Below are 23,164 nucleotides of genomic sequence, written 5' to 3'. Positions count from 1 at the left end.
GAACGCCGGTACGATGGCCCTTCAAACAATTCAGGGCACCAGAGAGAATGTGGTTGCAGAATCCGATTGGAAACACGCGGTCGATGCTGGCATCTGAGCCTGACCGCTGCAGGCGGGTCGTCAGGCACGTTCATCAGTCCAGACTTGCTGAAAATCCGATCCGGCATGACGCTGATCTGAGGTTGAAAACTGCTTCCAGCTTTATTTCCCGGCTCGAAGCAGATGTCCATACCAATTACGAAGTACTGTGTAATCGTGAAACCAACAGCATTCGCGCGATATCAGTTTCCAATGTTATCCATGGTGTTTTTTCGGTAAAAGGGCGATCCTGAGGGATTTCGGAAAAGACGAGACGTTTACTGAGGCTGGGACAGTTCCTGTGCTGTGTGCGGTTGAACAATTAACCGGCAACTTTGAGTGTTGCGGCTCCTGTTCCAGAAGTGGCGCCAAGACTCTCTGAATGCCGGGCAGCACAGTCGCATGGGTTGAATCAAGGAACCTTCGCTCGCTGTCTGTGAGTCAATAATTCGCTATAGCGGCTCAGGCCGGGGAACAGTGACGGTCTGCGCGCAAAACGACGGATCCCCATGTTTTCGTCATGCAGCTCAACCTGGAGGCGTCTGATTTCACGTTTTGGCGGAAGATCGAACATGTGTGGATTTGGCAGTTGACGATACGGTTCGTTCAAACGCCAGCGGTGGGTGGATTGTGGCTCATCGGCCATTGTTCCGAATCCTCTGGTGTTCGGCTGGGATTGCGATCGACTGTGACCTCGGAGACGAATTCCCACGATTATGCGCTAATCCCGCTAGTTCAGGAATTGGAGCAGGCTGGGCTGCAGAAGTTGACTGACGGTCACCATTAGGAATTGCTGAAATTTGAGCAATTTCTGCAGCTGGAGTGCCGCTGCGGCCAAATCGGCATTATTTGTTGGAGCAAATAGGTGACAATCTTCGATACCCTCACCGAATGGTGGTGCTGCGAATTTCCTGCAGAGCATCGAAGGAACTGACGACAGGCAGGAAATCGTTTCCGAGCGGGCGGAAATACATTTCCAATACGAATTTTCAGGGGAGAGAAGCTAGATGCCAGATTTTTGGTCTTCGTGGAAACGCTCAGCTGCATGAGCACGGACGTGCCCGTAATGGCATTCCCTCCACAGATCAGTCAATTGTACGTTTTCGACCTGCAGCCAGAAGTGACGAACTCAGCCGGTGAAACACCAGCGGACGATTCACGAACTTAGACGGCTCGGACCTCTGGTGAGCATGATGTTCGGAATCCGTGTGACGACGGTCTCGGGAGACGTGGTTGCGGGATTCACTCTGTCTGTGAGTGCTCTGACGGCCTGACCGATTCTGACTATTCCCGTGGTGCCGTGTGTGTCCCGTTGAGTGGCTTGGCGGCCGAAAGACGAATTTGGGAAGAAGCTTGTTCCTGTCTCGCTGGTTTTGAGTGATTTGGTTTGGTCTTTGGCCGCCTGGTTTCTGAATCAGTGCTTGTGATTCGGTCGTGGTTTGGGGCACTGCAGGACGACGATTCCGAACTGTAATTGGTTTTGTAGAAGTGACATGCTGCCGTATGCCGACTTTGTGCTGATCAACAGACACTAAATCATTCAACTGTGTCTTTTCCAACGGAGTTGCTTGGTCTGCACTGACATAGTGCACTTCGTCCAATGGATCTCCTGCAGGCGGAAACACGAAATTGGTGCTATGTTTATGAACAATCAGTTCAGCATGCCTGCTTGTGTTATCCGCTGATGTCGGGAGGGATGCTGTTGCCGCTTCCTGCGGAAAAGGACCTTCATCGACGGGCAGTAACGGAGGCAGTTGGTTCAATGATTCCGAAGCCGGATTGTTCACCGGTTTCGAAATGACGAGTGGTTCAGCAGGAGTCACCGTCACACCTTCCATTGCTGTCTGCGGCGGCGATGTTTGGGAATTTAACACAACACGTGTTTGTTGACTGAGTTCAGGTGACCCGGGTGTCTGGGCGTTTGGTTCAGGGTTTTCGGTGTGACGTATGCCACTGTCGACTGTCTCGTTGCTGATTTCAGCAGTGACCTGATCAACTGCTTCCGGCAGCAGCCATATTTCCGGATGACTTTGTTGATCGTATTCGTCGAGGCTGTTCCGGTGCTGTTGTGCCTGTTGCGTGCCTGTTGGTTTAGGGATAATGGATAAAAACGGTCCAGTGTTTTCGGGATTCCCTGTCGAACCAGGACGTTGCCGGATACGGGTGACGCTTGATGGGGAGGGCTGTGTGGAATCGGTCAGCAACTTTCGGTGCTGTGTCAGGGTCAGTCGGAGTTCATCAAGCAGTTCCCCGGTCGATTTTTTCTGATCGATCTCTTCCGCCAGTTGACTGATGGCTGTGCGTGATTCAGACCGGAGGCATTCGACATCCTGCCACAGTTTATGCAGGTTTTCGTTGAGTTGCGTCAATTCTTCATTTTTGTACGGGATACCATTGTCAGTAAATAGATTGTTTGAAGCGACGGGAGTGACAGCCGAAAGTTCGACAGCATTAATACGTTGCGTTGTGACGAATTCATCGACGCTGTCTGCCAGACGTGTCAGGGTGTCGGCAAACGAGGATACATCGATACGAACATTCATCGGTAAGTTCGTTCCATGAAACTCCGCAGTCGGTGGTTGTGTTTCACAGAACTGATCACAGGCTGGAATGTCACCGCTGTCCGTTCGGACGACCATCCGGTTGATACTGATGCGATCAATAGCGTCATGCGAAGACTTTGTCTTTTCCGAGTTCAGTCGCGACTGCGAGGCATCGGTTTCGTTGGCAAATTGCTGTGACGGAATCACATCTGTGGGGCGGGAATCAGCCAATGGCTGCTGTTGGTGATGACTGAGAACCGGGATCAGGACTGTAAAAACAAGGCTTCCGCAAATGACGATTGCGGCGGTGATTAATGTACCGCTCAGCCGGATATCAGAGGGTTGATTCATACTGTCGCTGCTGTTGCATAAGACTGCCCTGGTGCGGAATCTGACTCATGTTCCCGCAATAAAGGCGCGCAATGATCCTGTTGTTGAAATCGGAAAATTACCTGAGCACACTGAAGCGAATATTCGGAACAACCGTCAAAATATCCCCGGCTTACCACAGCGACAGCATTTTAATGATTCCTGCGCATACGCTGTTAATGAACAGCCTCGGAAATTCCTGGTGTAACGTTCCGGTCCAGGGAGGGGCTGCATCGTTCGCTTTGTTGGAATTCGGGCTCGGAGCCGGGTGACTGACAGGCCTGACACCTGTCCCGGGCATTCGAAATGCGCATAATAAAAGTAGCGCGGTAAGGTCCCCTCAAAGCTCCCAGCTTCCCCTTGCCGCGCTACTATGAACGCAGTGTGTACGTTCAGTATATCTATGTTTTTATTGCTTTAGCGGTTGCATTGTTCCCGGGACCGCTATGTGCCGTGGGAACCCTAGAAACATAGTTCAGGGGAGTAGGTCGTCAAATAATTGTTTGAAGATTGTCCAATTGCTGTCGGAATGCCGCCGGAGTCATGAGGCGACGGTCAGCGCATGAGATCTTCCAGCCCTGCGACCGTGTGTTTCAGTTTGTCGATTTCCTGACGCTGTTTTTCTAACTCGATGCGCAGTTCATCGATTGCATCTGAATTCGCAGGATTTTGTGCCGGGTCCATTGGCGCCGACGTCATCTCAGATGATTCTTCTTGGGACTGAACTTCGGAGAGTGTCGGAGTGACTGCAGATGGGTAAAATGTATGGTCGACGATCACTCCACGACGTCCCAGCGGTCCGCTAGCCCGTACGAAACCCTTTTCCTGCAGCGACGTCAAATCACGGCGCAGCGATTCCTGTGATTCAATTCTTACCATACGGCTGGCGCGTGTTCGCAATTCACCCGGTTGCTGTCTGCCTCGCAGCATGAGTTCGGCAATAATTGCAAACTCAGATTCCGAGAAATCAAAACGGTACCGCATGTAGTGTCGGTAGCGCGGCGCGCGTCCGCCGTCAGTAAAAACTTCGGCAACCAGAAGCATCTCACGCAGTTCATCCACCGTTGATATGATTGCGTCTTCACTGTGCTGCGTAACAGGACTGCGATTGCTTTTTTGATTGCATCCCGATGTCAGGCTCTTCAGGGTCAGTGGATACTGTTCGGGTGTGGTGAATGCTTTCTCCATTAAAACGCCCAGGACCCGCAGCTGTACTGCAGAAAGTTCCCTGATTTCATTCTTTTGATCTTCACCTTCCATCTTATGTCCGTTCCGAGTCTCGCCGAACTCTGTCCTGTTTTGCTGACTGTGTTTTTCGGTGCGTACGAATCCGATTTGTGGAAAACATAAACTGTTTCACGGATCGGGTTACCGTCGCAGCGGGTCAGGATTCGCTGGGACGTAATTATAGCGGTAGGTGACTGGTTGGCGAGTATGCAGCAGCTGCCGTTGAAGCCGTCGATCCTTGGTACAGGTGTCGATTCTTTTCTGGTTGTCTTTCTGCAGGATCCCTTAACTACGCGAGTTGCAGGAGGGGATCACGGTTCATCGGTTTCCGGCCAGACGTTACATTTCCATTCGAAGGCCGATGACATTCGGTCCTTTAGGTGTCGGTCGTGTAACAATACGACCGACACACCGGGAGTGCAGAACGCAGGACCATCGGACTGCTGTTCCGTGTTTGTCCGTGATAGTTTGATCTGTCCGACCAGTCCGGAATCTCTAAGAACAACTCGAACAATTAAGAGACGACCATGATCGAACATCTCGTAACCCTGTTGATGCTGACTCTTCTCCAGGCAGTGCTGGGGTTTGACAATCTTCTGTATATTTCCATTGAGTCCAAACGTGTACGGGAAGACAAACAGTCGTTCGTTCGAAAATGGGGCATCGGGATTGCCATTGTGCTCAGAATTGTGCTGCTGTTCCTGGTTACAGCGGCGATCAAACACTTTCAGGATCCTTTCATGACGCTGAGTACAACTCCGCTGACGTTCAGTATTAATGTACATTCGCTGATAGTGATGGGAGGTGGCGCATTTGTGATTTACACGGCGATAAAAGAGATCTACCACATGCTGTCGCTGGACGATCTGGGTCACAACAAGGATTCAACACAGAACTCCGTTGGAACGGCCATGTTCTGGATCATTGTCATGAATCTGGTGTTCAGTTTTGATTCAATTTTGAGTGCAATTGCGCTGGCCGGAGACATGGAGTACGGATTTTGGGTGATGTCACTGGCGATCTTGATCAGTGGAGCCATGATGATTTTCCTTGCCGACCATGTGAGTGATTTTCTCAGAAAGAATCGACTGTACGAAGTTCTGGGACTGTTCATCCTGTTCATTGTGGGCATCATGCTGATCTCGGAAGGTGGTGAACTGGCTCACGTGAGTCTGTTTGGTTATCCAGTGGAACCCATGTCCAAGAGTACATTTTATTTTGTGCTGGTTGTGCTGGTGGCGGTAGACCTTGTGCAGGGGCGGTACCAAAGGAAACTCCTGGCGATCCGGGAGCAGGCGATCAGTCGTTCTGCTGGTTAACGAACGGCTCGGCTGTATTCCAATGGCAGGTTCAGCCAGGTAGATTCGTATCTGTAGACTCTGTACGCCTCATTGGACCGCGGCCCGGATTTTTTGAACGGGTATCAATAGTCACTGCGCGACCGGTGCGGTATTATATTCGGTTTTCGTGCGTTCGTTCCCCGTTCTATTTATTTCCGGTAGTTAACATGCAGACTGATCCCGTTGTTCCGTCACAGTTTCGTCAATCTGTTGTCGCAGTTCCTCCGCTGGCTCGAAACAGTGATTTAGTCATTTGTTCGGCACAGAATGCCCGCATGATTCAGTATCTGGAGGCTGGCGGAGTCTCCATGCTTCTTTACGGAGGCAACGCCAATCTGTATCACACCTGTGTGAGTGAATACGCTGAACTGCTCGAGATGCTGGAGGCGAATGCAGCCGATGACACGCTGATGATTCCGTCAGCAGGTCCAGCCTGGGGGACCATGATGGACCAGGCTGACATTCTGAAAGATACGAAGTTTCCGACTGTCATGGTTTTGCCACAGAACAACGTGGCCACCGAGTCCGGATTTCAAATCGGGTTTCGCCGATTTGTGGAACGGATCGATCGTCCTGCTGTGCTCTATATCAAAGAAGAAGGACTTCTAACGCCTCAGGGAGCTGCCGAACTGGTGGACGAGGGACTTGTGTCGTTCATTAAGTACGCGATCGTGCGGGATGACACGGCCAACGATCCGTTTCTGCAAGATCTGGTGGACCGAATTGATCCTCAGCGAATCTGCAGCGGAATTGGTGAGCAACCGGCACTCGTCCACCTGACGAAGTTTGGCTGTGTGGGCTATACCTCCGGCTGTGTTTGTGTCAATCCTGCTTTGTCGCAGGCGATGTTGAAAGCCCTCACGGCCGGTGACTACGACCGCGCTGAAGAAATTCGGAAACAGTTTTGTCCACTGGAAGACCTGCGCAATGAAATCAACCCCATTCGTGTACTGCACGATGCCGTGAAACTTGCCGAAATTGCTGACACCGGTCCTCACCTTCCGTTTCTCTCCGGAGTTGCATCATCGCGTCAAAAAGATCTGCAAAATGCAGCGAGGCAGCTGAAGAACTGGCAGTCAGCATGAGGAGATGTTGGCTCATGTTCCATGATCAAGTAAACGGACGGGCACATCGGCGTTCCTGTCTGCCGGCAGACGGAGCGGTTGCGATTGGCACCTGACCTCAGTCTGTTCGATCCTGGAAATGCCGTTACTGAATCCAGGCAGCCTGGTCTGTTGTCGAGTACGATGTTGAAAGTGTGTCTCTCTTTTTGTTTCCTCGCTATATATTCATGAGGCTGTTTCGTGAACCGTCCTGGTCCTCCTGCGAATCTTCCCGATCCAACGATCCAGATGTCCGAAGGCTGGCACTGTCTGCATGTTTATTACCGTATTAATCAGTCTGCTTTGCAGGCGGTAACTGATTCAGACCGTGCTCAGGCCCGCGAAGATTTCATTCGAATTCTGGATTCTGAAGCCGAACACGCTCCGACTCGTCTGCAGGTTTCCGCCACGTCCGGTCATCAGGCAGATCTGGGATTGATCCTGATGGATCCTGATCCGCTGAAAATTGATGCTGTCACGCAGATGCTGCGCAGCAGTGCCATTGGTACGGTGCTGGAACCGGCATATTCTTTCGTTTCTGTCACCGAGATCTCAGAATACGTACCGTCGGTCGAACAGTTTGCCGATCGTTTGCGACGCGAAGGACTGGGGCCTGATGATCCTGCCTGGCAGGCGAAGCTGAACGCCTATGAACAGCGTTTGCCTGCCATGAACAAACAAAGACTGTATCCCGATATTCCGCCGTTTCCCGTGATTGCCTTTTATCCGATGAACAAATCGCGGCGACCTCAGGCGAACTGGTTTATGGAGTCGTTCAGTGCCAGAACGGCCATGATGGCGGAGCATGCGACGTCGGGGATCCGTTTCGCCGGTCGGGTTTCGCAGCTGATCACAGCATCGACGGGTTTTGACGACTGGGAGTGGGGGGTGACACTTTGGGCCCGCGCTCCTGAACATATCAAGGATATTGTGTACAGCATGCGTTTTGACCGGGCATCCGCTCAGTATGCCGAGTTCGGTCCTTTCTATGTCAGCTATGCCATGTCGGCTGAGGAAATCCTGGCTCATCTCCGGGTCTGACGAACACGTCTTGCAGGATTGATATTCGAATGTCTCAGACTGATGTTGTGGTCGTCGGTGGTGGTATTATCGGGCTGGCCACAGCCTGGCAACTCGTCGAGCGTTCGCCGAAGACCAGGGTTGTTTTACTGGAAAAAGAAGATCGACTGGCCAGCCATCAGACCGGTCGCAATTCGGGCGTGATCCATTCGGGTATTTACTACAAGCCCGGGTCTCTGCGTGCCCGCAACTGTCGCGATGGCAAAAAAGCTCTTGAGCTCTTTTGCAGTGAGTATGGTGTGGCCTGGGAAAAAACCGGGAAGGTCATCGTGGCCACACAAGACGATCAGTTGCCAGCTCTGGAACGAATCTATCAGCGGGGACAGAAGAACGGTGTGTCGTGCGAAATCGTGGACAAAGACAGACTTTCGGAACTGGAACCCCATGCCGCAGGGGTCAGGGCGATTCATGTTCCCGAGTCCGGAATCGTTGACTATCCGGGCATGTGTGAGAGGCTGGGAGATCTGTTGACCGAACGCGGAGTCGACATTCGGTTGTCTGTTCGTGTGACGGAAATCCGACAGTCGGCAGATGCGGTCGAAGTCGTTTGTGGAGATCAGACAATCCGTGCGACACAGGTTGTCAACTGTGCCGGGCTTTACAGCGATCGTGTTGCAAAAATGTCGGGACAGAAGATGAATGAGCAGATCGTGCCGTTTCGCGGTGAGTTCTTTACTTTAAAGCCGGACGCGACACATTTGTGCCGGGGGCTGATTTATCCTGTACCGGATCCGCGTTTTCCGTTTCTTGGTGTGCATTTCACAAAGATTGTGACAGGCGGTGTCGAATGCGGCCCCAATGCTGTTCTGGCCCTCGCTCGTGAGGGATACCGCTGGAGTCATATCAATCTTCGTGATCTGACCGAATCCTTGATGTTTCCGGGATTTCTGCGGTTGGCAATGAAATACTGGAAGACCGGTGCCGGTGAAGTCTGGCGCTCGTTTTCCAGACGAGCGTTTGTGCGGGCGTTGCAAAATCTCGTACCTGAGATACGGGCCGGTCATCTGATTGCCGCTCCGTCAGGCGTTCGGGCTCAGGCGCTGGCTCCGACAGGTGATCTGGTTGATGACTTTCTGATTCTCCGGACGAACAGAACGCTGAATGTTTGTAATGCTCCCTCCCCGGCTGCAACCGCCTCGCTGACGATTGCCAGGCAGATTGTGGACAGACTCGAGTTGTAGTCCTTGTTCGGGATAACCTGGTCGTGACTCATTCTGATTGTGTGTTCTGTGACGATTCTCCGGAAAGTTTTGATCGCAGGGCGTCTGTCTGCCGATAAGGTATGGCGAGGGAAGGGACGCATCCGACTCTAGTGACCGGCATCTAATGCCGCAGGAGCCGGATGTCACTGTTCGCTTCGGCGAACGAGGAGAAGAGACGACCTCGGCCCTGCGAACCGGAATGACTGTTTCCGGGGGCGACTAAGACAACTTCGGTTGTCCTTGGTTCGCAGGCCGAGAAGTCCCCTTTCTCAATTCAGCCATCCCACGGACGTGATTTGGAGACTCAAGATGTTGAAGCGATTAATCCTCTTCACCGTCATTGCTGCGGCTGTATCCGCAGGATTCGGAGATGCCGTTGACGCTGCTGCTCCAGGTCAGCCGGCTGACTGGCAGAGATTCTATCACTATCCGTATGTGTACTATCCACAGACTTTCCAGCAGCCACAGCAGTACGATCATCTGTACTATCGTTATTCGCCTTCAATGCGGATTCCGGTCTACAACAAGTCATGGTACAACTTTTACCCGTCAGAGAAGCCGTATCATCGGGGACACCACTTCATTCTGGATGTCTTCTGATTCAGACTCGCAATAAGAAACACCGCAAAAGCCGTTCCTGACTCCGGGACGGCTTTTTGCATTGGTCAGGCTGCCGGACAGACCGTTCTAGCGAGCTTTGTTTTCTGACAACGGGCCGGCCGTGATTTCCTGGTCCTGTGCAAACAGGAGCATATTGATGGCCAGTTTCATTGCATCTTCTTTCAGATATCCGTTGCAGGCCAGCGACGTCTGATTGTCCAGGGCGCAACTCAAATCATACGGGCTGTAGATCACCACATACTGTCCATTGATCTGAATTCCTTCGAAACGTGGTGGGCCGATCAGCACCTTCGACTGAATTGACACCGTGGCAGAACGGGTTTCAAGTCGGCGCCGACTTACCTTTCTGACGTCAAACCCTGTTGCTTCAGTAAACATCAGATGATGATCCGGAATCGGTTTCAGCCGATGTTCCGGGTACATCAGCTGCATCAGATCGCGAAAACTGGTGTCAAACTGTTTTGAGCCACAGCAGGCATCGGCAATCAGCACCGGACCGCGGCTCAGATAGTCCCGCAGGGCATTTCTTTCATCAGCCCTCAGAGAAAACCCAAAACGACCGTGCATCCAGGCTATCGGATACTCACTCAGGGCCTGCAATGTCAGCGGAACCGACCGGGGTGTTGCGGAAACGCCCAGTCCGGTTGTCCTGTTGAGTCCCAGCAGCACATTGCCAACAGCTCCTGGTGCGGTATTCCATCCTCCGTCATGTCGCAATTGAGCGATCTCAAGAAGTCCGCGAGTAATCCTGTCTTCCGGATTCCCGTTCTGAACGGTTGAATCGTTAAGCTTGTCAGGAGGTTGTTTACCGGTGGCATATGCGATCACATTTACACCGAGCCGAATGCTTCGCAGAATTCGCTGATTAAGCGCCAGTGAGCGTTCCCTGGGAGGGTGGCGCATCCACTTGTGCCAGTAACACGCATGATCTTCGGGAGAGTAAATCACAGAGGTCCGGCAGCCAAAGTCGACTCCGGAGAGTTCGAAACCGGCAGAGTTCAACAGATGTTGGCTTCGAAACACCGGGTGGTCCGGTGACAAACCAGTGAGAGAGGCTTCTTCATCCGGAAACATGCGTGTCACCAGATTGCGAATTCCTTCACCGAACGAACTTTCTTTGCAGTTGGCCTGTGCATAAATGAATCCACCTTCGTCAATGTATTTTCGCAGCCAGGAGACCTGTTGATCGCTAAATACGGGAGCTTTACTTCCGGAAATATACAGCACCGGTGCCTGATTCATGTCAGATACGGCAGTTGGTTCCCGTAGTTTGCTCAGTGTGAGTACCTGGCTGTTCAGTCTTGGAGGCCAGCCCTGGTTCTCTGTTGAGTCGATGTGATCGATCAGGTTGGCAATGTCCAGATAGTGCCGGTTCCATTCACCGTTGGGATCCGGATTCTGTGTATCCGATGTGTAATCCAGCTTGTTGACTACGATTCGCGACAGTCCCTTGGACAGGAACAGCAGAGCGTAAGATGTCGCCAGAATAGGATTCCGACTGTTGGCTGTCTGCCACCGACCATCTTCGTGGCGAGCATCGTATTGCGGATCAGCAAGGTACCGGGATCCGGAACGATACCAGTCGTGCGGGCCAAACAAACGAACACCTGTCAGTCGACCGGCTCGTTCCAGGCCGTACAAGTAATAAAGATGCTGATGGCCGTGGCCCGGGTTGGTGAGTATGGAAAACCGCTCGGCCAGCCAGTTGTGGCCTTTTGTCAGAGCGACCGGCGGGGGATGAAGGCTACAGCAGTCGACCTTTCCGTCCGGATCAGTGTTTGAATCATCTTGAAGCATTCTCGCCGCGATTGAGATGGTGGACAGGCCTGCGACTGTCATACTTCCGGTTGACAGCTGCGTGGGGCCTCGACCGGTGAGAGGCGTATGGTAACTCCATCCGCCGTCAGGGTTCTGTTTTGTTTCCCAGTGATCTCGTACGCGTTCCCAGACATTCTGATCGATTTCCACTCCGGCATTGGCAGCGTCACGAAGGGCCAGTACGGCGAACTGACCGTTACTGCGGTCCGGATGTCCCAGAGGTCCGGAATAATTAACAAGTCCATAGTTCCAGAGTCCGCGGTCGGGCCCCTCTGTTACCTGAGAATCCTGAATTTCCCTGGCCAGTCTCTGAATCTGCGGACGGTCAATGTCGTATTCACGAGCAGCGCACAATGCCATCAGTAATAACGATGCTTCATAGTTGCCGGAATTAGCAGGAAGCTGCGCCAGAGTGGTTCTGCGCAGGAAACGTAATCCTTTCCTGAGCTGTGGGGCATCAGTGGGAACGTCGCAGTTCAGCTGAGCCAGCACAGCCAGTGATGTCAGCCCCACAGGATTGTTAATGGACGATCTCCAGGCACCACTGGCCTGATGCTGAATGCGACGCAGATAATTCACACCATGGTCAATCGCAGTTGTTACCATCTCCCGCAGCTCAATGTCAGACATTGGCTGATGCCAGGCGTACACTTCGGATCGTTCCGATAACAGTAAACAGAAAGTAATCGCGTACAGCCCGCATCGTCGTGTACAGGAGACGTCTCGCATTTGCCGCCGATCTCTGTCAATTCCGGAGTGATACTCACTGTGCAAACAGGCTTGTCGCGATCCGACCGGATTCACTTGTCGGATCCGAGGTTCAACTGCACTTTGAGTACGTCGCTGCGCGACGACACCTCAAACGCCTCAATCGCAGCCTCAATATCGTAAGTCGCTGAAATCATCGGAGCAAGCTGTAGCTGTCCTTCCGAAATCAGCTTCAATGCCGGTTCAAATGGTCCGCACCGTGACCCGACAATTCGTGTTTCATCAATGACCACCGGTGCCATATGCATTGATTGTTCGCCCGCGATGGTGGTTTTGAGGACGATCGTGCCGCACGCATGCACACTTTGGAGAGCGATATCCAGACCGCTGGGTGATCCTGTACAGTCAACAACAACATCCCACTTTGCCTGAGGCACAAAGGACTGCAGCTCTTCTGATTCAATCTTACATTCCGCCACTTTCGACAGCTTCCAGGCATGTTTCCCGACAACCAGCAGTTCCCGACATCGTGTGTGCAGGACCTGAGCACACAGATTGCCAAGCCGTCCGGCCCCCAGAATCAGGACGGAATCATTCGGGTCGACCAGTTGTTGTTCGACGATGCGACACGCAGCAGCCACGGGTTCCACGAAGACCGCTAACTCATCGGGGACATGATCCGGAACCGGATGCAGGCATGTTTCCGGTATTGTCAGCAGATCTGCGAACGCCCCGTTGCGATTCAGGATTCCGACGACAGTCCGTTGTGGACAATGCCGAGGCATGTTGGCTTTGCACATCGCACATTCGCCACAGGGACAATTGATTTCACCGACCACACGGCGGCCTTCAAACCGACCCGATACGGGAATGCCTACGAACTCATGGCCCGGAATCCCCCCAAATTCCATGTATCCTCTGACGAGCTGAATATCTGTCTCGCAGATCCCTGCCTTAAGTATCCGGACGTTCACTTCACCATCCGGTGGAGTTGGCTCAGAGTAGTCGGGTCGAAAGATTAATTCACTGTCTCGCAGTTCCAGGGCACGCATGAATGACCTCCGGTTGCCGAACGCATTGACTCACAGAGTTGCGATATGCAATTTGTTTCTACCCAGATCATCATAACTGTTCAGGCCAATATTGGATCTGTTTCCGTCAGGCATGTCCGTTGGGGCACCAGTCTCATAAATGTCGTCCAGTGGTGCAGCAGTAAATGACTCAGCATTCTGCTCAGCTGCCTGCGGCAACCTGGTCGGACGGATTTGAATGGACTCTAATCATGTGACATGACGGAAGAGTCAATCGAAAGGCAAATGCGAAGCGATTCTCAGGTTTCTTGGTGTCAGGTATTGATTCCCGGGGTGAATTGAAGGACGGAATGTTCAAAACATCTTTGGTATTTGTTGTCACCAGTGTCTTAACACGCTGTCGGTTGAGAGGATTCCGGATCAAAACCATGATAAAACGTTCTAATGCGGAATCTTTACCAGGACCGTTAGCTTTGGTCTGATTCCGTTGATTTTCCACAGTGTTATCTGAATCGTGTTTTGTGGGGCATATGTCACACATGACAGCATTTGTCGAATCACATAAAACTCAGTACCGTGATACTGATCGGATGTTTCTGCCAACAGTCAACATTCCAGGACGGGTTAGGTGTGACTGACCGAATACTTTCCGACTTCTTGTTGATAGAGCGTCCGGTCGGTACCGGCAGATGACTGTGTGATATTTGTGCCACGGTAAGAGAAAACAGAAATGACTGAACCGAGTAACCGATCGAACCGCCGCCAATTTCTGAAATCTCTGGGAGCAGGAACATTCCTGGGAACCGGCGCAATCAGCGCAGGCGGCCCGCTGATTCGTTCCGTTCCGGCAGCTGAGACTGTCCTGGGCCGCCGTCCAAAGGTTGCCTTCCTGGGGACGGTTGTTTACCGGCATTCTCATGCACAGCATTTTCTGGATCGGCACACCGTCGGTTACACCTGGAATGGCGGCTGGCAACGGCCCCGAGTGGATGTTGTATCGGTTTATATTGATCAGTTTCCGGAGAACGATCTGGCGCGCGGTCGCATCAGGAAGCACGGGTTGAATCAGGTACCCACAATCGAAGAGGCCCTCACATTAGGTGGCGAGAAACTGGCGGTCGATGGTGTGATCATTATCGGTGAGCACGGATCGTATCCCCGGACTGAAAAAGGTCAGACGCGGTATCCGAGGTACGAGTGGTTCAAAAAAGTAGTTGACGTCTTTGAAGATAGTGGTCGCAGCGTACCTGTCTTCAATGACAAACATCTTTCGACCGACTGGGACGAATGTGTGGAAATGGTTGAGGATTCACGGCGTTTGAATTTCCCTTTTCTGGCCGGGTCGTCTTTGCCGGTTACCCGAAGAATGCCATGCATCGATATGCCCTATGGTGCCGCAGTGAAAGAGAGCGTCTGTGTGGCCTATGGAGGCGTCGACAGCTACGACATTCACGCATTGGAAACGGCTCAGTGCATGTCTGAACGCAGGGCCGGCGGTGAAACGGGTGTGCGACAGATTCATGCTCTGCGCGGAGATAATTTGTGGAAGCGGCTGTGGGAAGATGACTGCAGAACCACGCGACAACTGATCGTGTCAGCTCTTACGCGCAGTCACAATCTTCCGGTGGAGACCGGCTTTCCGACTGATGCTACGTCAATCGAGTGGCTGCAAAAGATGTTGAAGCTTCCCCGGGAGGACGGCGGTGCCCGTCCGGAAAGTCTTGGTTACATCGTTGAACACAATGACGGTTTGCGAACCACTATGCTGCTGACGGACATTCGGGATTTCAACTACGCAGGCATGCTGGAAGACGGGTCGATTGTGTCATGTCAAATGTATCTGCCGATGCCCGGCCACGGTTCAACGACCGCCGATTTCTTTAACCCGCTGGCCCGCCATGCTGAAACCACGATCATTGAAGGCAGGACACCGTATCCGATTGAGCGAACTCTTCTGACTTCGGGAATGGTCATCGGAGGTTTGGACAGTCTGATCGCCGGAGAAGTTCCTGTGCCAACGCCGCATCTGAACGTTGAATACACAGGTTCGCAGCAGTCCACGTTTTGGCAGAGTTAAGGCCCGCCTTGCCGTGCCTGGTGTGAAGCCAGTGTGTCGGCCCGAAGTGACTCATACACGTCCTGGACAACATCGGCCGGGATGGCATAACTGATAATTCTGGCTGCCCGGGCAATGTTCATCCCGACGGCTTTGCCCTGGATGTTGAGCACCGGTCCGCCGCACTGATGAGGAAACAGATCGGTGTCGTGCTGGATGACCTCCGGAAAACCGGAGTTATGAATGCTTGCAAACTTACCTGCGGACTTCGGGTCGGAGTAATGGTCCAGTAGTACATCCTGCTGATCACTCACAAAACGCGGTGTCAGTGTCACTGAAACAGTTTGAATGGTATCTCCCCGAAGAACACGAATTTCAATCTGGCGGTTTGGAGGAAAGCCTTTGATCCGTTCCACCGTGTCGTTGACACCTTTAAGTGGTTTTCCATTGATTGACAACATGACGTCGCCGGCCCGGATTCCGTCACGTCCGGCAGCACCGCCTTCCAGCAGTCGGTCCACCCTGACACCGGAATTCCGAGTCCGTCTATCCAGGCGGACGCCCAGAAATCCCTGTGACGAAGTTGGTAATTTGAGAGGCGGAATACTGACCACGCCCGGCAACAGCGGACGACCACTACTGTCCGGACTGATTAACATCCAACCGGTTGAGGGACGATCATGACTCCATTCCAGAGGTTTCAGATTGTCAGCATCGACATTCACCAGCATCAAATCCCATGTTGTGTTCGACCCAATTTTCTTGAATTCACGCGGTGAATCATCAGGCAGCATGCACACCGGGTTGGTTGCTCGTGAAATTTCACTGGCTTTCGTAATCACATCACCATCATCACTCATGACGATTCCAAAAGCGATCTGCTTCCCATTTGCTTTAAATCTTACAACGCTTCCCGCAGTTGTTTTTGACAACGCAGCATAGTCGCGCATCGCAGACTCAGTACGTTTTTCGTTCTGTCCAACTCGTCGGTTAAATCCAATTTGTCGCTGGAACTCGAGTGCAAATTCCTGTTCCTCCTGAGTCAATTCACCGGAGTTCGAATGTGGCTTTGGGCGAAGGCCCGTAACCACGTTCAGCGTTTCTTCCGTACCGTCGCGCTGCACGGTTACCGTTACCTTCTGGTTCTCAGTCAGGCGTGCAAGCAGGGAAGTGAGTCCCAGTCGGTCTGCGAATGTTCGGCCGTTGACTTTCAGCAGTTTATCACCCGGGCGAAATCCGGCTTTGGCAGCCGGGCTGTTAGTTATGATACGTGTCACCTGGGCCTGATAGTCTTTCCAGTGCAGTCCGATGCCCACGAATTCACTTGCGGCAAGTTCGTTGTCACTGACACGAAGTTGCCCCCAGGATTCGCCTTTCAGCAGGCGGTCCCAGTCACGGTGCCAGACATCGATCGCAACATGTCTGTTTTCGACAATAATTCGGGTAATCATACTGTGAATGCCAATCACACGGCCTTCAAGGTCAAACAGCGGACCACCGGAATCACCCAGCACGATGGCATTGTCGGATACGATCGTCTGATCGCTCACGGAGAGCGCCCGGCCAAAACGCACAACGGCAGGGCGATCTTTTCTGCGACCGCCTGGATGTCCCATGGCGAAGCACCACTCTCCCCGTTTTACATCCGAAGAACGGCCCATTGGGACATGAGGAAACTCTTCACCATCGGGCGGTTTGCTGACAATTTTCAGAACGGCCGCATCGCAATAACGGTTGCGTCCAAGTTGTTTACAACGTGCAACAAGACCGTCGGGAAAAATAACCTCCAGTTTTCGGTCCCGACGTCGTTGCCCAATTGTGTGGCTCTCCACGACGTGAGAAGCGGTGAGAACAATGCCGTCACCAGTCACTACGACGCCCGTGCCGAATCCCTGCCTGTCGGTCACAGCTACCACGGCGGAACTGACGTTTTCGAGAGTTGCACTGAGCTGTTTCTGGCGAGCTTCCAGTGTTTTTCGGTCTGCCTGGACCTGTGGCAGCATCAACAGAACTGCGGTCATCAGCGACAGATTCATTATCGTCCGCATCATCAGCCTTGCCTCGGCCCACTCTTTTAGAGTGCATTACTCTGTTCGCGTTGTCCGGTTATGACGCGTCCCAAGCGAATTGTGCTGACGCGAATCAGACACAGCAACGTTAATTACTTCTGATATTCGCAGAACGTGCAGGAACCCGAGTCAAGAAGCATCTCATCACCTCTGAGCGTCAATCTCATTTTAACCGTGCCAGCAACGAAAATCGAGTATTTGGTTGAATCCGGAATCATGCCAACGGTTCGATGGAAGGGGCAGTACCGGTTCTGACCTGTACCGGAAACACAGTCTGTGCGTGTAGTAACGACTGTCAAACTGTCATAGCGACTGTGGGCGTGCTGTTTTGATCAGGAGACAATCAGGACACGTGGCTTCGCTTTGCGAATATTACAGGAATGGAACCGTTCGTCATCGGGCGTTAGTGAGCAGGAGCAACAGTATCAGGGAGGCTGGCGTACACTATTTCCGTTATGTCCGTACAACCGGACCATTACTCCCGTGGGGCGACAGGTTTCATCTATCAGGGAACTTTCGGAACAATCACTGACGTCAGTTAATTAATAAGAGTTACGCAATCCCACATGCCTGAGCTGACTCTGTTGCCAACATCAATTTGACCAGTCCCAAATCCGGTCATATAGTCAAACTGTGTTCCGGGTTTTTGCTTGGGGGTTGGTATGGTTTGAAACCATGCGATTCACCGCATCCGGGATCATGTGTGATTCGTGGTTGGTTGAGATGTCGTCTATTGACAGGATTCAACTGTGGCCCGATCACAATCTGCCTGCTGCTCTGTTGTGAACGCAGGTGAAACTTTCTTGAACGCAGATAAAATCAGAGGGCGTTCCGACGTTTGTGTCCGTCACGGAGGATAAACATTTGCAGGATGCAGCGACCTGGATACTGATCTGTCGGAACAAATTCAAACCGTTTGCAGTCGCGGGCGGGGTGAATGGGGGGGACGACGGATTATGCGACAGGTACTCACCGGACTGATATTTGGCTTACTCTGGGTTTCCGGACTCAGTGCACCGGCGGTTTTCAGTGCAGAAGACTTACTTGATATTTCGGAGCTGGCGACTCCGGGTGAGGCGTATGATGTCGGTGAGCGACATGAGGATGACAACCGCTACGGCGAAGCGATCCGGGTGTATGAAGCTGCTCTCGACCGCTGGATGGACAATAAAAAATCTGCCAAGGAACAGACACCCGCTGTCAGAGATCTGATTTACGCACTGCGACGTAGCCGGGTTCACTTCGCAATTGATCGGCGCTATACCGATACCAGCTTCGAAAGGAAGCTGCTGTCACTGCGTCGCAGTGAAGCACTGAACATGCTGGATGAAGTCCTCACAAGAGTCCAGCTGGAGTACTTCACGCCAATTTCCGCGACGCGGTTTATTTCTCACGGAACAGAGAGCCTGTACATGGCGCTTGGCAACCATCGGTTTGTGGCCGAGCATCTGGGGTCAGCCCGTCCGGATGATATCGACCGCGTTAAAGGGATTTTGATTCGGGACTATTGGAATCGGCCTGTTGGTAGTCGCGTGGAAGCTCGAACTGTTGTTGCTGACGTCAGTGATCTGGCGTATCAGCAGCTGGGACTGCACGGATCAGCAGTGGTTATGGAATACATCTTTGGAGGTTGTAACACGCTGGACGAATACAGTCATCTGCTGACACCGGACCGTTACAGTGACCTTACCGGTAACATCCAGGGGGAATTCGTCGGAATCGGTATTGAAATGGTGGCCCAGTCCGGCCGGGGAATGAAGCTTGTTCGAGTCCTGATGGACAGTCCGGCTGAAGAAGGGGGCCTGAAACCAGGTGACCATATCGTGATGATTGACGGTAGAGACTGCCGTGATTATTCAACGGATGAGGCGGCGCAACTCCTTCGGGGGGTTAGTGGATCGCGTGTGAGACTGGGTTTTTTAGACCCGTCGGGACGGTCGCATGAAAACGACTTTCGCCGACGGGCCGTACACGTACGGAGCATTACGCGTACCGTGATGCTGGATGAACGTCGCGGCATTGGATACATCAGGCAAAATGGTTTTCAGAGTTCGACACCGGAGGAACTGGATGATGCTCTTACTCGTCTGGAGCAGGACGGTATGAATGCACTTATCTGGGATCTGCGTGGGAACCCGGGTGGATTGCTTGATACAGCCGCAAAAGTTCTGGATCGCTTTATCAGAGACGGTGTGCTGGTTACGACCAGAGGACGCTCTTTGGATCAGAATCAGACTTTTCAGGCCAGAACATGGAATACACGGAACTATCCACTGGTATTGCTGGTGGACGAAGACAGCGCCAGTGCCAGTGAAATCGTAGCAGGAGCAATTGCTGACCATGAACGTGGTGCAATTGTGGGACGTACAACCTACGGGAAATGGTCGGTTCAGAGTATTATTCACATGGCCAGGGGAACCGGTCTGAAACTGACGACCGCGAAATTTTATTCACCGGATAATGAAAATTATTCCGGTGTGGGACTCGAGCCGGATGTCAGTGTTCGTCCCCACGAGACGCTGTACCGCGGCCGGCGCCGCGAGGAAGTCAGTCGGGAAATGCGAAGTGACCCGGATGTAGCACAGGCATTGCGTATTCTTGGCAAACGTCTCGCGCGGAGTTCCGGTTCCTGAGCCAAAGTACGATCAGATCTCTGACGAGTCGGGGGAAACGTCGGAATAGCCCTGTCTCGTTCGTCGTGCCGTTGATAATCCACTCTTTATTATGAGATCTGCTGACCAACCCTGACCGGTTACGGGGTCCGTCTTCAGTGACTCACCGATCGATCCGATATTGAGATTTCATGTCGTCTGTCGTTTGGTGAAAAAACGAAAAGGAGCTCCCCTGGCCTGGGGCTTCATCAATCACGCACAGTTGGATTCACCGGAATTGACTGCTTAAGTTTAAGTGTTTCCGGGGATTTTCGGCGAATTGCGAACGGGTTGCACTTTATCGCTGCTGCCGTTTGAGTCTCTCGAGTGAATGGCGACAATCGTTACCTGTTATTCTGCTGCTGCCTGCAGTCGCCGTGTCTGCCCGATGAAGGTACCGGTATCGTCTTTCCTGAATAGTGTTGTTGCCATGGTGCTCCAGATTGATTCTGCGTTTCCGATTCAGCATGCCGGTGAAGATCACGGTAATCAGCTGCGCGCTCGTCTCTGTGAAGCGGAACCTCAGTGTCTGAGGACTCAAACGTCCAGTATGGCAATGATTGCGCATAGTTCGGGAGCGTACCACTGGACCACGGAGGGCCGTCGGCTTGCTGACTTCACTTCCGGAGTTCTGGTAGCCAATCTTGGACATAATCCGGCGTCTTGGTGGATGAAATTATTCAGTTATCTGAATATCAGCTTAGGTGAGGGACCGGATGATTCCCGATTTCAGTCGGCGGCACCACTGACAACTTATAATGCGGGAAGTCCAGTCGAAGTGGAGGCCAGTGAACGGCTTCTGCAGAGTTTACGAGCGGAGTCCGGTGGAAACCGTATGGAACAGGTGTTGTGGGCCGCCAGCGGCAGTGAAGCTGCCCAGAAGGCTCTCTGGGCGTGTATGTCCCGACGCCCGGGCAGCGACATGATCCTGGCAACTCGCGGAGGTTTTCACGGTAAGAAGGGCCTGGCAGGTGCTGTGACCGGGTCTGAGAAAGATCCCGAAAGGGATGACCGGGTTCGTTTCATCAGTTTTCCAAAGGCGGAGTGCTGCTCAATTGAGCGACGTCGCGGTCCAATTGACCTTCAACCATATCGAGACGAACTGCAAAAGCTGTCAGATGAGTTTGGTGATCGTCTGTGCTGCCTGATTACCGAACCGTACCTGGGTGGTGGTGGTTCTTATCACCCACAGGTGGAATATCTTCGGATGTTGGAACAGTTTTGCAGAGATCAGGACATTGCGTTCATACTGGACGAGATTCAGGCCAATTTTGGCCGCACCGGGTCCATGTATGCTTTTACTCAATACGCAGTCGAACCCGACATCGTATTGCTGGGTAAGGGACTCGGAAACGGAATTCCTGTTGACGCGGCCGTCGGACGGGCAGATCTGTTTGCCGGCCTGGGATACGGCGAAGCGTCGGATACCTGGAGCGGTCATCCTCTTGGATCCGCAGCTGTACTGGCGACATTGGATGAGTTTGAATCCGGTCAGGTTGTGGCTCGTTCGGTTCCCCTTGCAGGTGTACTGGAGGAAGGTCTGCAAAAGCTGTGTGAACTTCCGGTTGTCACGGCAGTCCGTGGTGAGGGCACTGTATGGGGTGTCGAATGTGCAGATGTTGCAAAGATCAGTGCTTCAGAGATAGCGATGCAGGCGGTCGAGGCCTGTTATCGGGGAAATGAAAGTGGAGACGCAATCCATCTGCTGGGTCCGTTAGCGGGATGTGTGATCCGGGTTGCTCCCCCACTGACTATGGCGCCCCAAGAAGCAAAGCACTACCTGCAGGTGATGTATGATCTCCTGTCTCAACTGCCTGCTGCTGAGTGCGGATGATGTCCTTGTCAGCTGCTGCTGTGCTGTTGTCGGTTGCCATTTGCATCAGCAGACGCAGAGGTCGAATGATGACTTAACCGGGCCGGAGACCCTGCGACCGCCAATGTATGACCCGGTTCCGGGGACTGTTTCCGCATGATTTGGGGGGGAGCCGGGCAACTATACCGCGCCGTTGCCCGAAGACATCTCAAAGCCGATTGTCAGGCCTAATCCAGCTCGAGAACTGCGATGTCTCGGACCATTCTTCCCCATTTGACCGCAGCGTTTTTCGTCAACCCACCTGCGTTGTCGATCTCAAACATAGTGAGTGTCTCGCCGTGAGCGGCAGTGATGAGTAAGTGCTGACGGTCGGGAGCGGTGTGAAGTCCCCAGGGAATAGGATCGGTGGAGACCTGTCCGAGATGCGTCAGCATTCCGTTCGGCTGAATCGAGTATCGGTGAACACTGTCGCGTTTGCCTCCGGCAAAATCTCGCACACCAACGAACAGGAACCGACCATCGTGAGTGATTTCGACGTCAGAGGCATCCAGTCCTTCTTCCGCTTTCAGCTTACCGGCTACGCAAACCAGCGAAAGTCTCCCATCTTGTCCGATGCGATAGGAAGTTGCGCCCAACTGCTGCTCGTTGCTGAAAAAGACAAACGGCTTCGTGGGATGAAATGCAACGTGTCTCGGACCGATGCCGTCAGGAACGTCAGCCTGTTTCGGCTGCAGAGGATTTAGACGTCCACTTTTCGAATCGAATTGATATTGAAACATTCCGTTGTTGTCTTTGACATATGGCACATAGGCGAATCGATTGTCCGGACTAAGCAGAATCGAATGAGCTTTGTCACGTCCCTCAAAGGTGGTACTGGCCGGCGAAACGGAAAGACCATGGTCTCCCAGTCGATAGACGTCGACATAGCCTTCGAAGTAAGACGTGGTGAGAAGAAACTGCCCGGAACGATCGAAGCTGGCATAAGCACTGCCATGCTGCATTGGTATGATTTGTCTGCGAGTCAGTCTGCCATCGTTGGCAACCGAGAAGATCACCAGTTGATTCTGTTCACCGTCCTGGGCACGCAGTGAGGCAACGTAAAGCGTTTGATGTTGTTTGTGGTACAGGACGGGAGCTCCTTCGCATTCGAGGGGTTCTCGCTGGACGACCTGAGATGTTACTGTGCCGTCCTGTTGATGAAATCGAACAGCGACGAGCTCCTGCGAGTCTGCACTGGCTCCATAAGCGATGAACGGTTTGAAGTCCGCACCGTTCGCATGATGCACTGCCACAAGACAGAGTAATGCGGCTTGCCAAAGACCATTCGTCAGTTGATGTTGATGCATCTGCAACTCCGTGATCGCCGAACCGGTAGTGATGCGGACATCATGCAACGTTTTCCCGGTGACCGCAACTTGGGGGGGGTGTATTCACTGTAGTGCCGCGAAGATCGCG

The 23,164-nt window shown here is 52.7% G+C and carries 15 protein-coding genes; 8 read left to right on the top strand and 7 right to left on the bottom strand.

Features of this window, described 5'->3' with window-relative positions; translation table 11 throughout:
- Positions 1 to 490 precede the first annotated feature (490 nt).
- The 3 genes from MK110_05610 to MK110_05600 all read right to left on the bottom strand — a co-directional run bounded on the left by MK110_05610 (position 491) and on the right by MK110_05600 (position 4,250).
- Positions 491 to 724, bottom strand: a complete 234-nt coding sequence (locus MK110_05610; GenBank protein MCH2210757.1) for a hypothetical protein — start codon at positions 722 to 724, stop codon at positions 491 to 493.
- Between the two features lie 439 nt (positions 725 to 1,163).
- On the bottom strand, positions 1,164 to 2,972 hold the full coding sequence (locus MK110_05605; GenBank protein ID MCH2210756.1) for a hypothetical protein: 1,809 nt from the start codon (positions 2,970 to 2,972) through the stop codon (positions 1,164 to 1,166).
- Positions 2,973 to 3,545: 573 nt separating this feature from the next.
- The gene (locus tag MK110_05600) at positions 3,546 to 4,250 is read right to left on the bottom strand and encodes a YceH family protein (protein ID MCH2210755.1); all 705 of its coding nucleotides are present in this window, start codon (positions 4,248 to 4,250) and stop codon (positions 3,546 to 3,548) included.
- 494 nt (positions 4,251 to 4,744) lie between these two features.
- Between MK110_05600 and MK110_05595 the strand changes: the two genes are divergently transcribed.
- The 5 genes from MK110_05595 to MK110_05575 all read left to right on the top strand — a co-directional run bounded on the left by MK110_05595 (position 4,745) and on the right by MK110_05575 (position 9,542).
- On the top strand, positions 4,745 to 5,536 hold the full coding sequence (locus tag MK110_05595) for a hypothetical protein (GenBank protein MCH2210754.1): 792 nt from the start codon (positions 4,745 to 4,747) through the stop codon (positions 5,534 to 5,536).
- Positions 5,537 to 5,724: 188 nt separating this feature from the next.
- Positions 5,725 to 6,642: a dihydrodipicolinate synthase family protein gene (locus tag MK110_05590; GenBank protein ID MCH2210753.1), complete on the top strand. Its 918-nt coding sequence runs from the start codon at positions 5,725 to 5,727 to the stop codon at positions 6,640 to 6,642.
- Positions 6,643 to 6,861: 219 nt separating this feature from the next.
- Complete coding sequence (locus MK110_05585; GenBank protein ID MCH2210752.1) at positions 6,862 to 7,701, top strand: heme-dependent peroxidase; 840 nt, start codon at positions 6,862 to 6,864, stop codon at positions 7,699 to 7,701.
- A 29-nt stretch (positions 7,702 to 7,730) separates the two neighbouring features.
- A complete protein-coding gene (gene lhgO, locus MK110_05580) occupies positions 7,731 to 8,921 on the top strand; it encodes an L-2-hydroxyglutarate oxidase (protein ID MCH2210751.1) in 1,191 nt (396 codons plus the stop codon).
- 330 nt (positions 8,922 to 9,251) lie between these two features.
- Positions 9,252 to 9,542 (top strand): hypothetical protein, encoded by a 291-nt coding sequence (locus tag MK110_05575; protein ID MCH2210750.1) that lies wholly within the window; start codon positions 9,252 to 9,254, stop codon positions 9,540 to 9,542.
- 87 nt (positions 9,543 to 9,629) lie between these two features.
- Here the strand turns inward: MK110_05575 and MK110_05570 are convergent, their stop codons facing one another.
- Positions 9,630 to 12,011 carry a DUF4159 domain-containing protein gene (locus MK110_05570; GenBank protein ID MCH2210749.1) on the bottom strand — a complete coding sequence of 794 codons (2,382 nt, stop codon included), beginning with the start codon at positions 12,009 to 12,011 and terminating at the stop codon, positions 9,630 to 9,632.
- A gap of 170 nt (positions 12,012 to 12,181) precedes the next feature.
- Positions 12,182 to 13,141, bottom strand: coding sequence for an alcohol dehydrogenase catalytic domain-containing protein (locus tag MK110_05565; GenBank protein ID MCH2210748.1), 960 nt, complete (start codon positions 13,139 to 13,141; stop codon positions 12,182 to 12,184).
- 709 nt (positions 13,142 to 13,850) lie between these two features.
- On the opposite strand from MK110_05565, the gene MK110_05560 reads away from it, so the two are divergent.
- Positions 13,851 to 15,197 (top strand): hypothetical protein, encoded by a 1,347-nt coding sequence (locus MK110_05560; protein ID MCH2210747.1) that lies wholly within the window; start codon positions 13,851 to 13,853, stop codon positions 15,195 to 15,197.
- Here MK110_05560 and MK110_05555 read toward each other — a convergent pair.
- A complete protein-coding gene (locus tag MK110_05555) occupies positions 15,194 to 17,227 on the bottom strand; it encodes a trypsin-like peptidase domain-containing protein (protein ID MCH2210746.1) in 2,034 nt (677 codons plus the stop codon). The two genes, MK110_05560 and MK110_05555, sit on opposite strands and share 4 nt — an antisense overlap.
- 974 nt (positions 17,228 to 18,201) lie before the next feature.
- Here MK110_05555 and MK110_05550 point away from each other — a divergent pair.
- Both MK110_05550 and MK110_05545 read left to right on the top strand, forming a co-directional pair.
- Entirely contained in the window at positions 18,202 to 19,878 is a 1,677-nt protein-coding gene (locus tag MK110_05550; GenBank protein MCH2210745.1) for a S41 family peptidase, read from the top strand.
- A gap of 349 nt (positions 19,879 to 20,227) precedes the next feature.
- Complete coding sequence (locus MK110_05545; GenBank protein ID MCH2210744.1) at positions 20,228 to 21,730, top strand: aminotransferase class III-fold pyridoxal phosphate-dependent enzyme; 1,503 nt, start codon at positions 20,228 to 20,230, stop codon at positions 21,728 to 21,730.
- 206 nt (positions 21,731 to 21,936) lie between these two features.
- On the opposite strand, the gene MK110_05540 is transcribed toward MK110_05545, so the two are convergent.
- Entirely contained in the window at positions 21,937 to 23,055 is a 1,119-nt protein-coding gene (locus MK110_05540) for a lactonase family protein (GenBank protein MCH2210743.1), read from the bottom strand.
- Positions 23,056 to 23,164 lie beyond the last annotated feature (109 nt).

Origin of the sequence: Fuerstiella sp., from assembly GCA_022447225.1 — a bacterium.
Classification (GTDB): Bacteria; Planctomycetota; Planctomycetia; order Planctomycetales; family Planctomycetaceae; genus S139-18.
The sequence above is the reverse complement of the archived record's forward strand: the minus strand, read 5'-3'. Positions and strand labels throughout refer to the sequence as shown.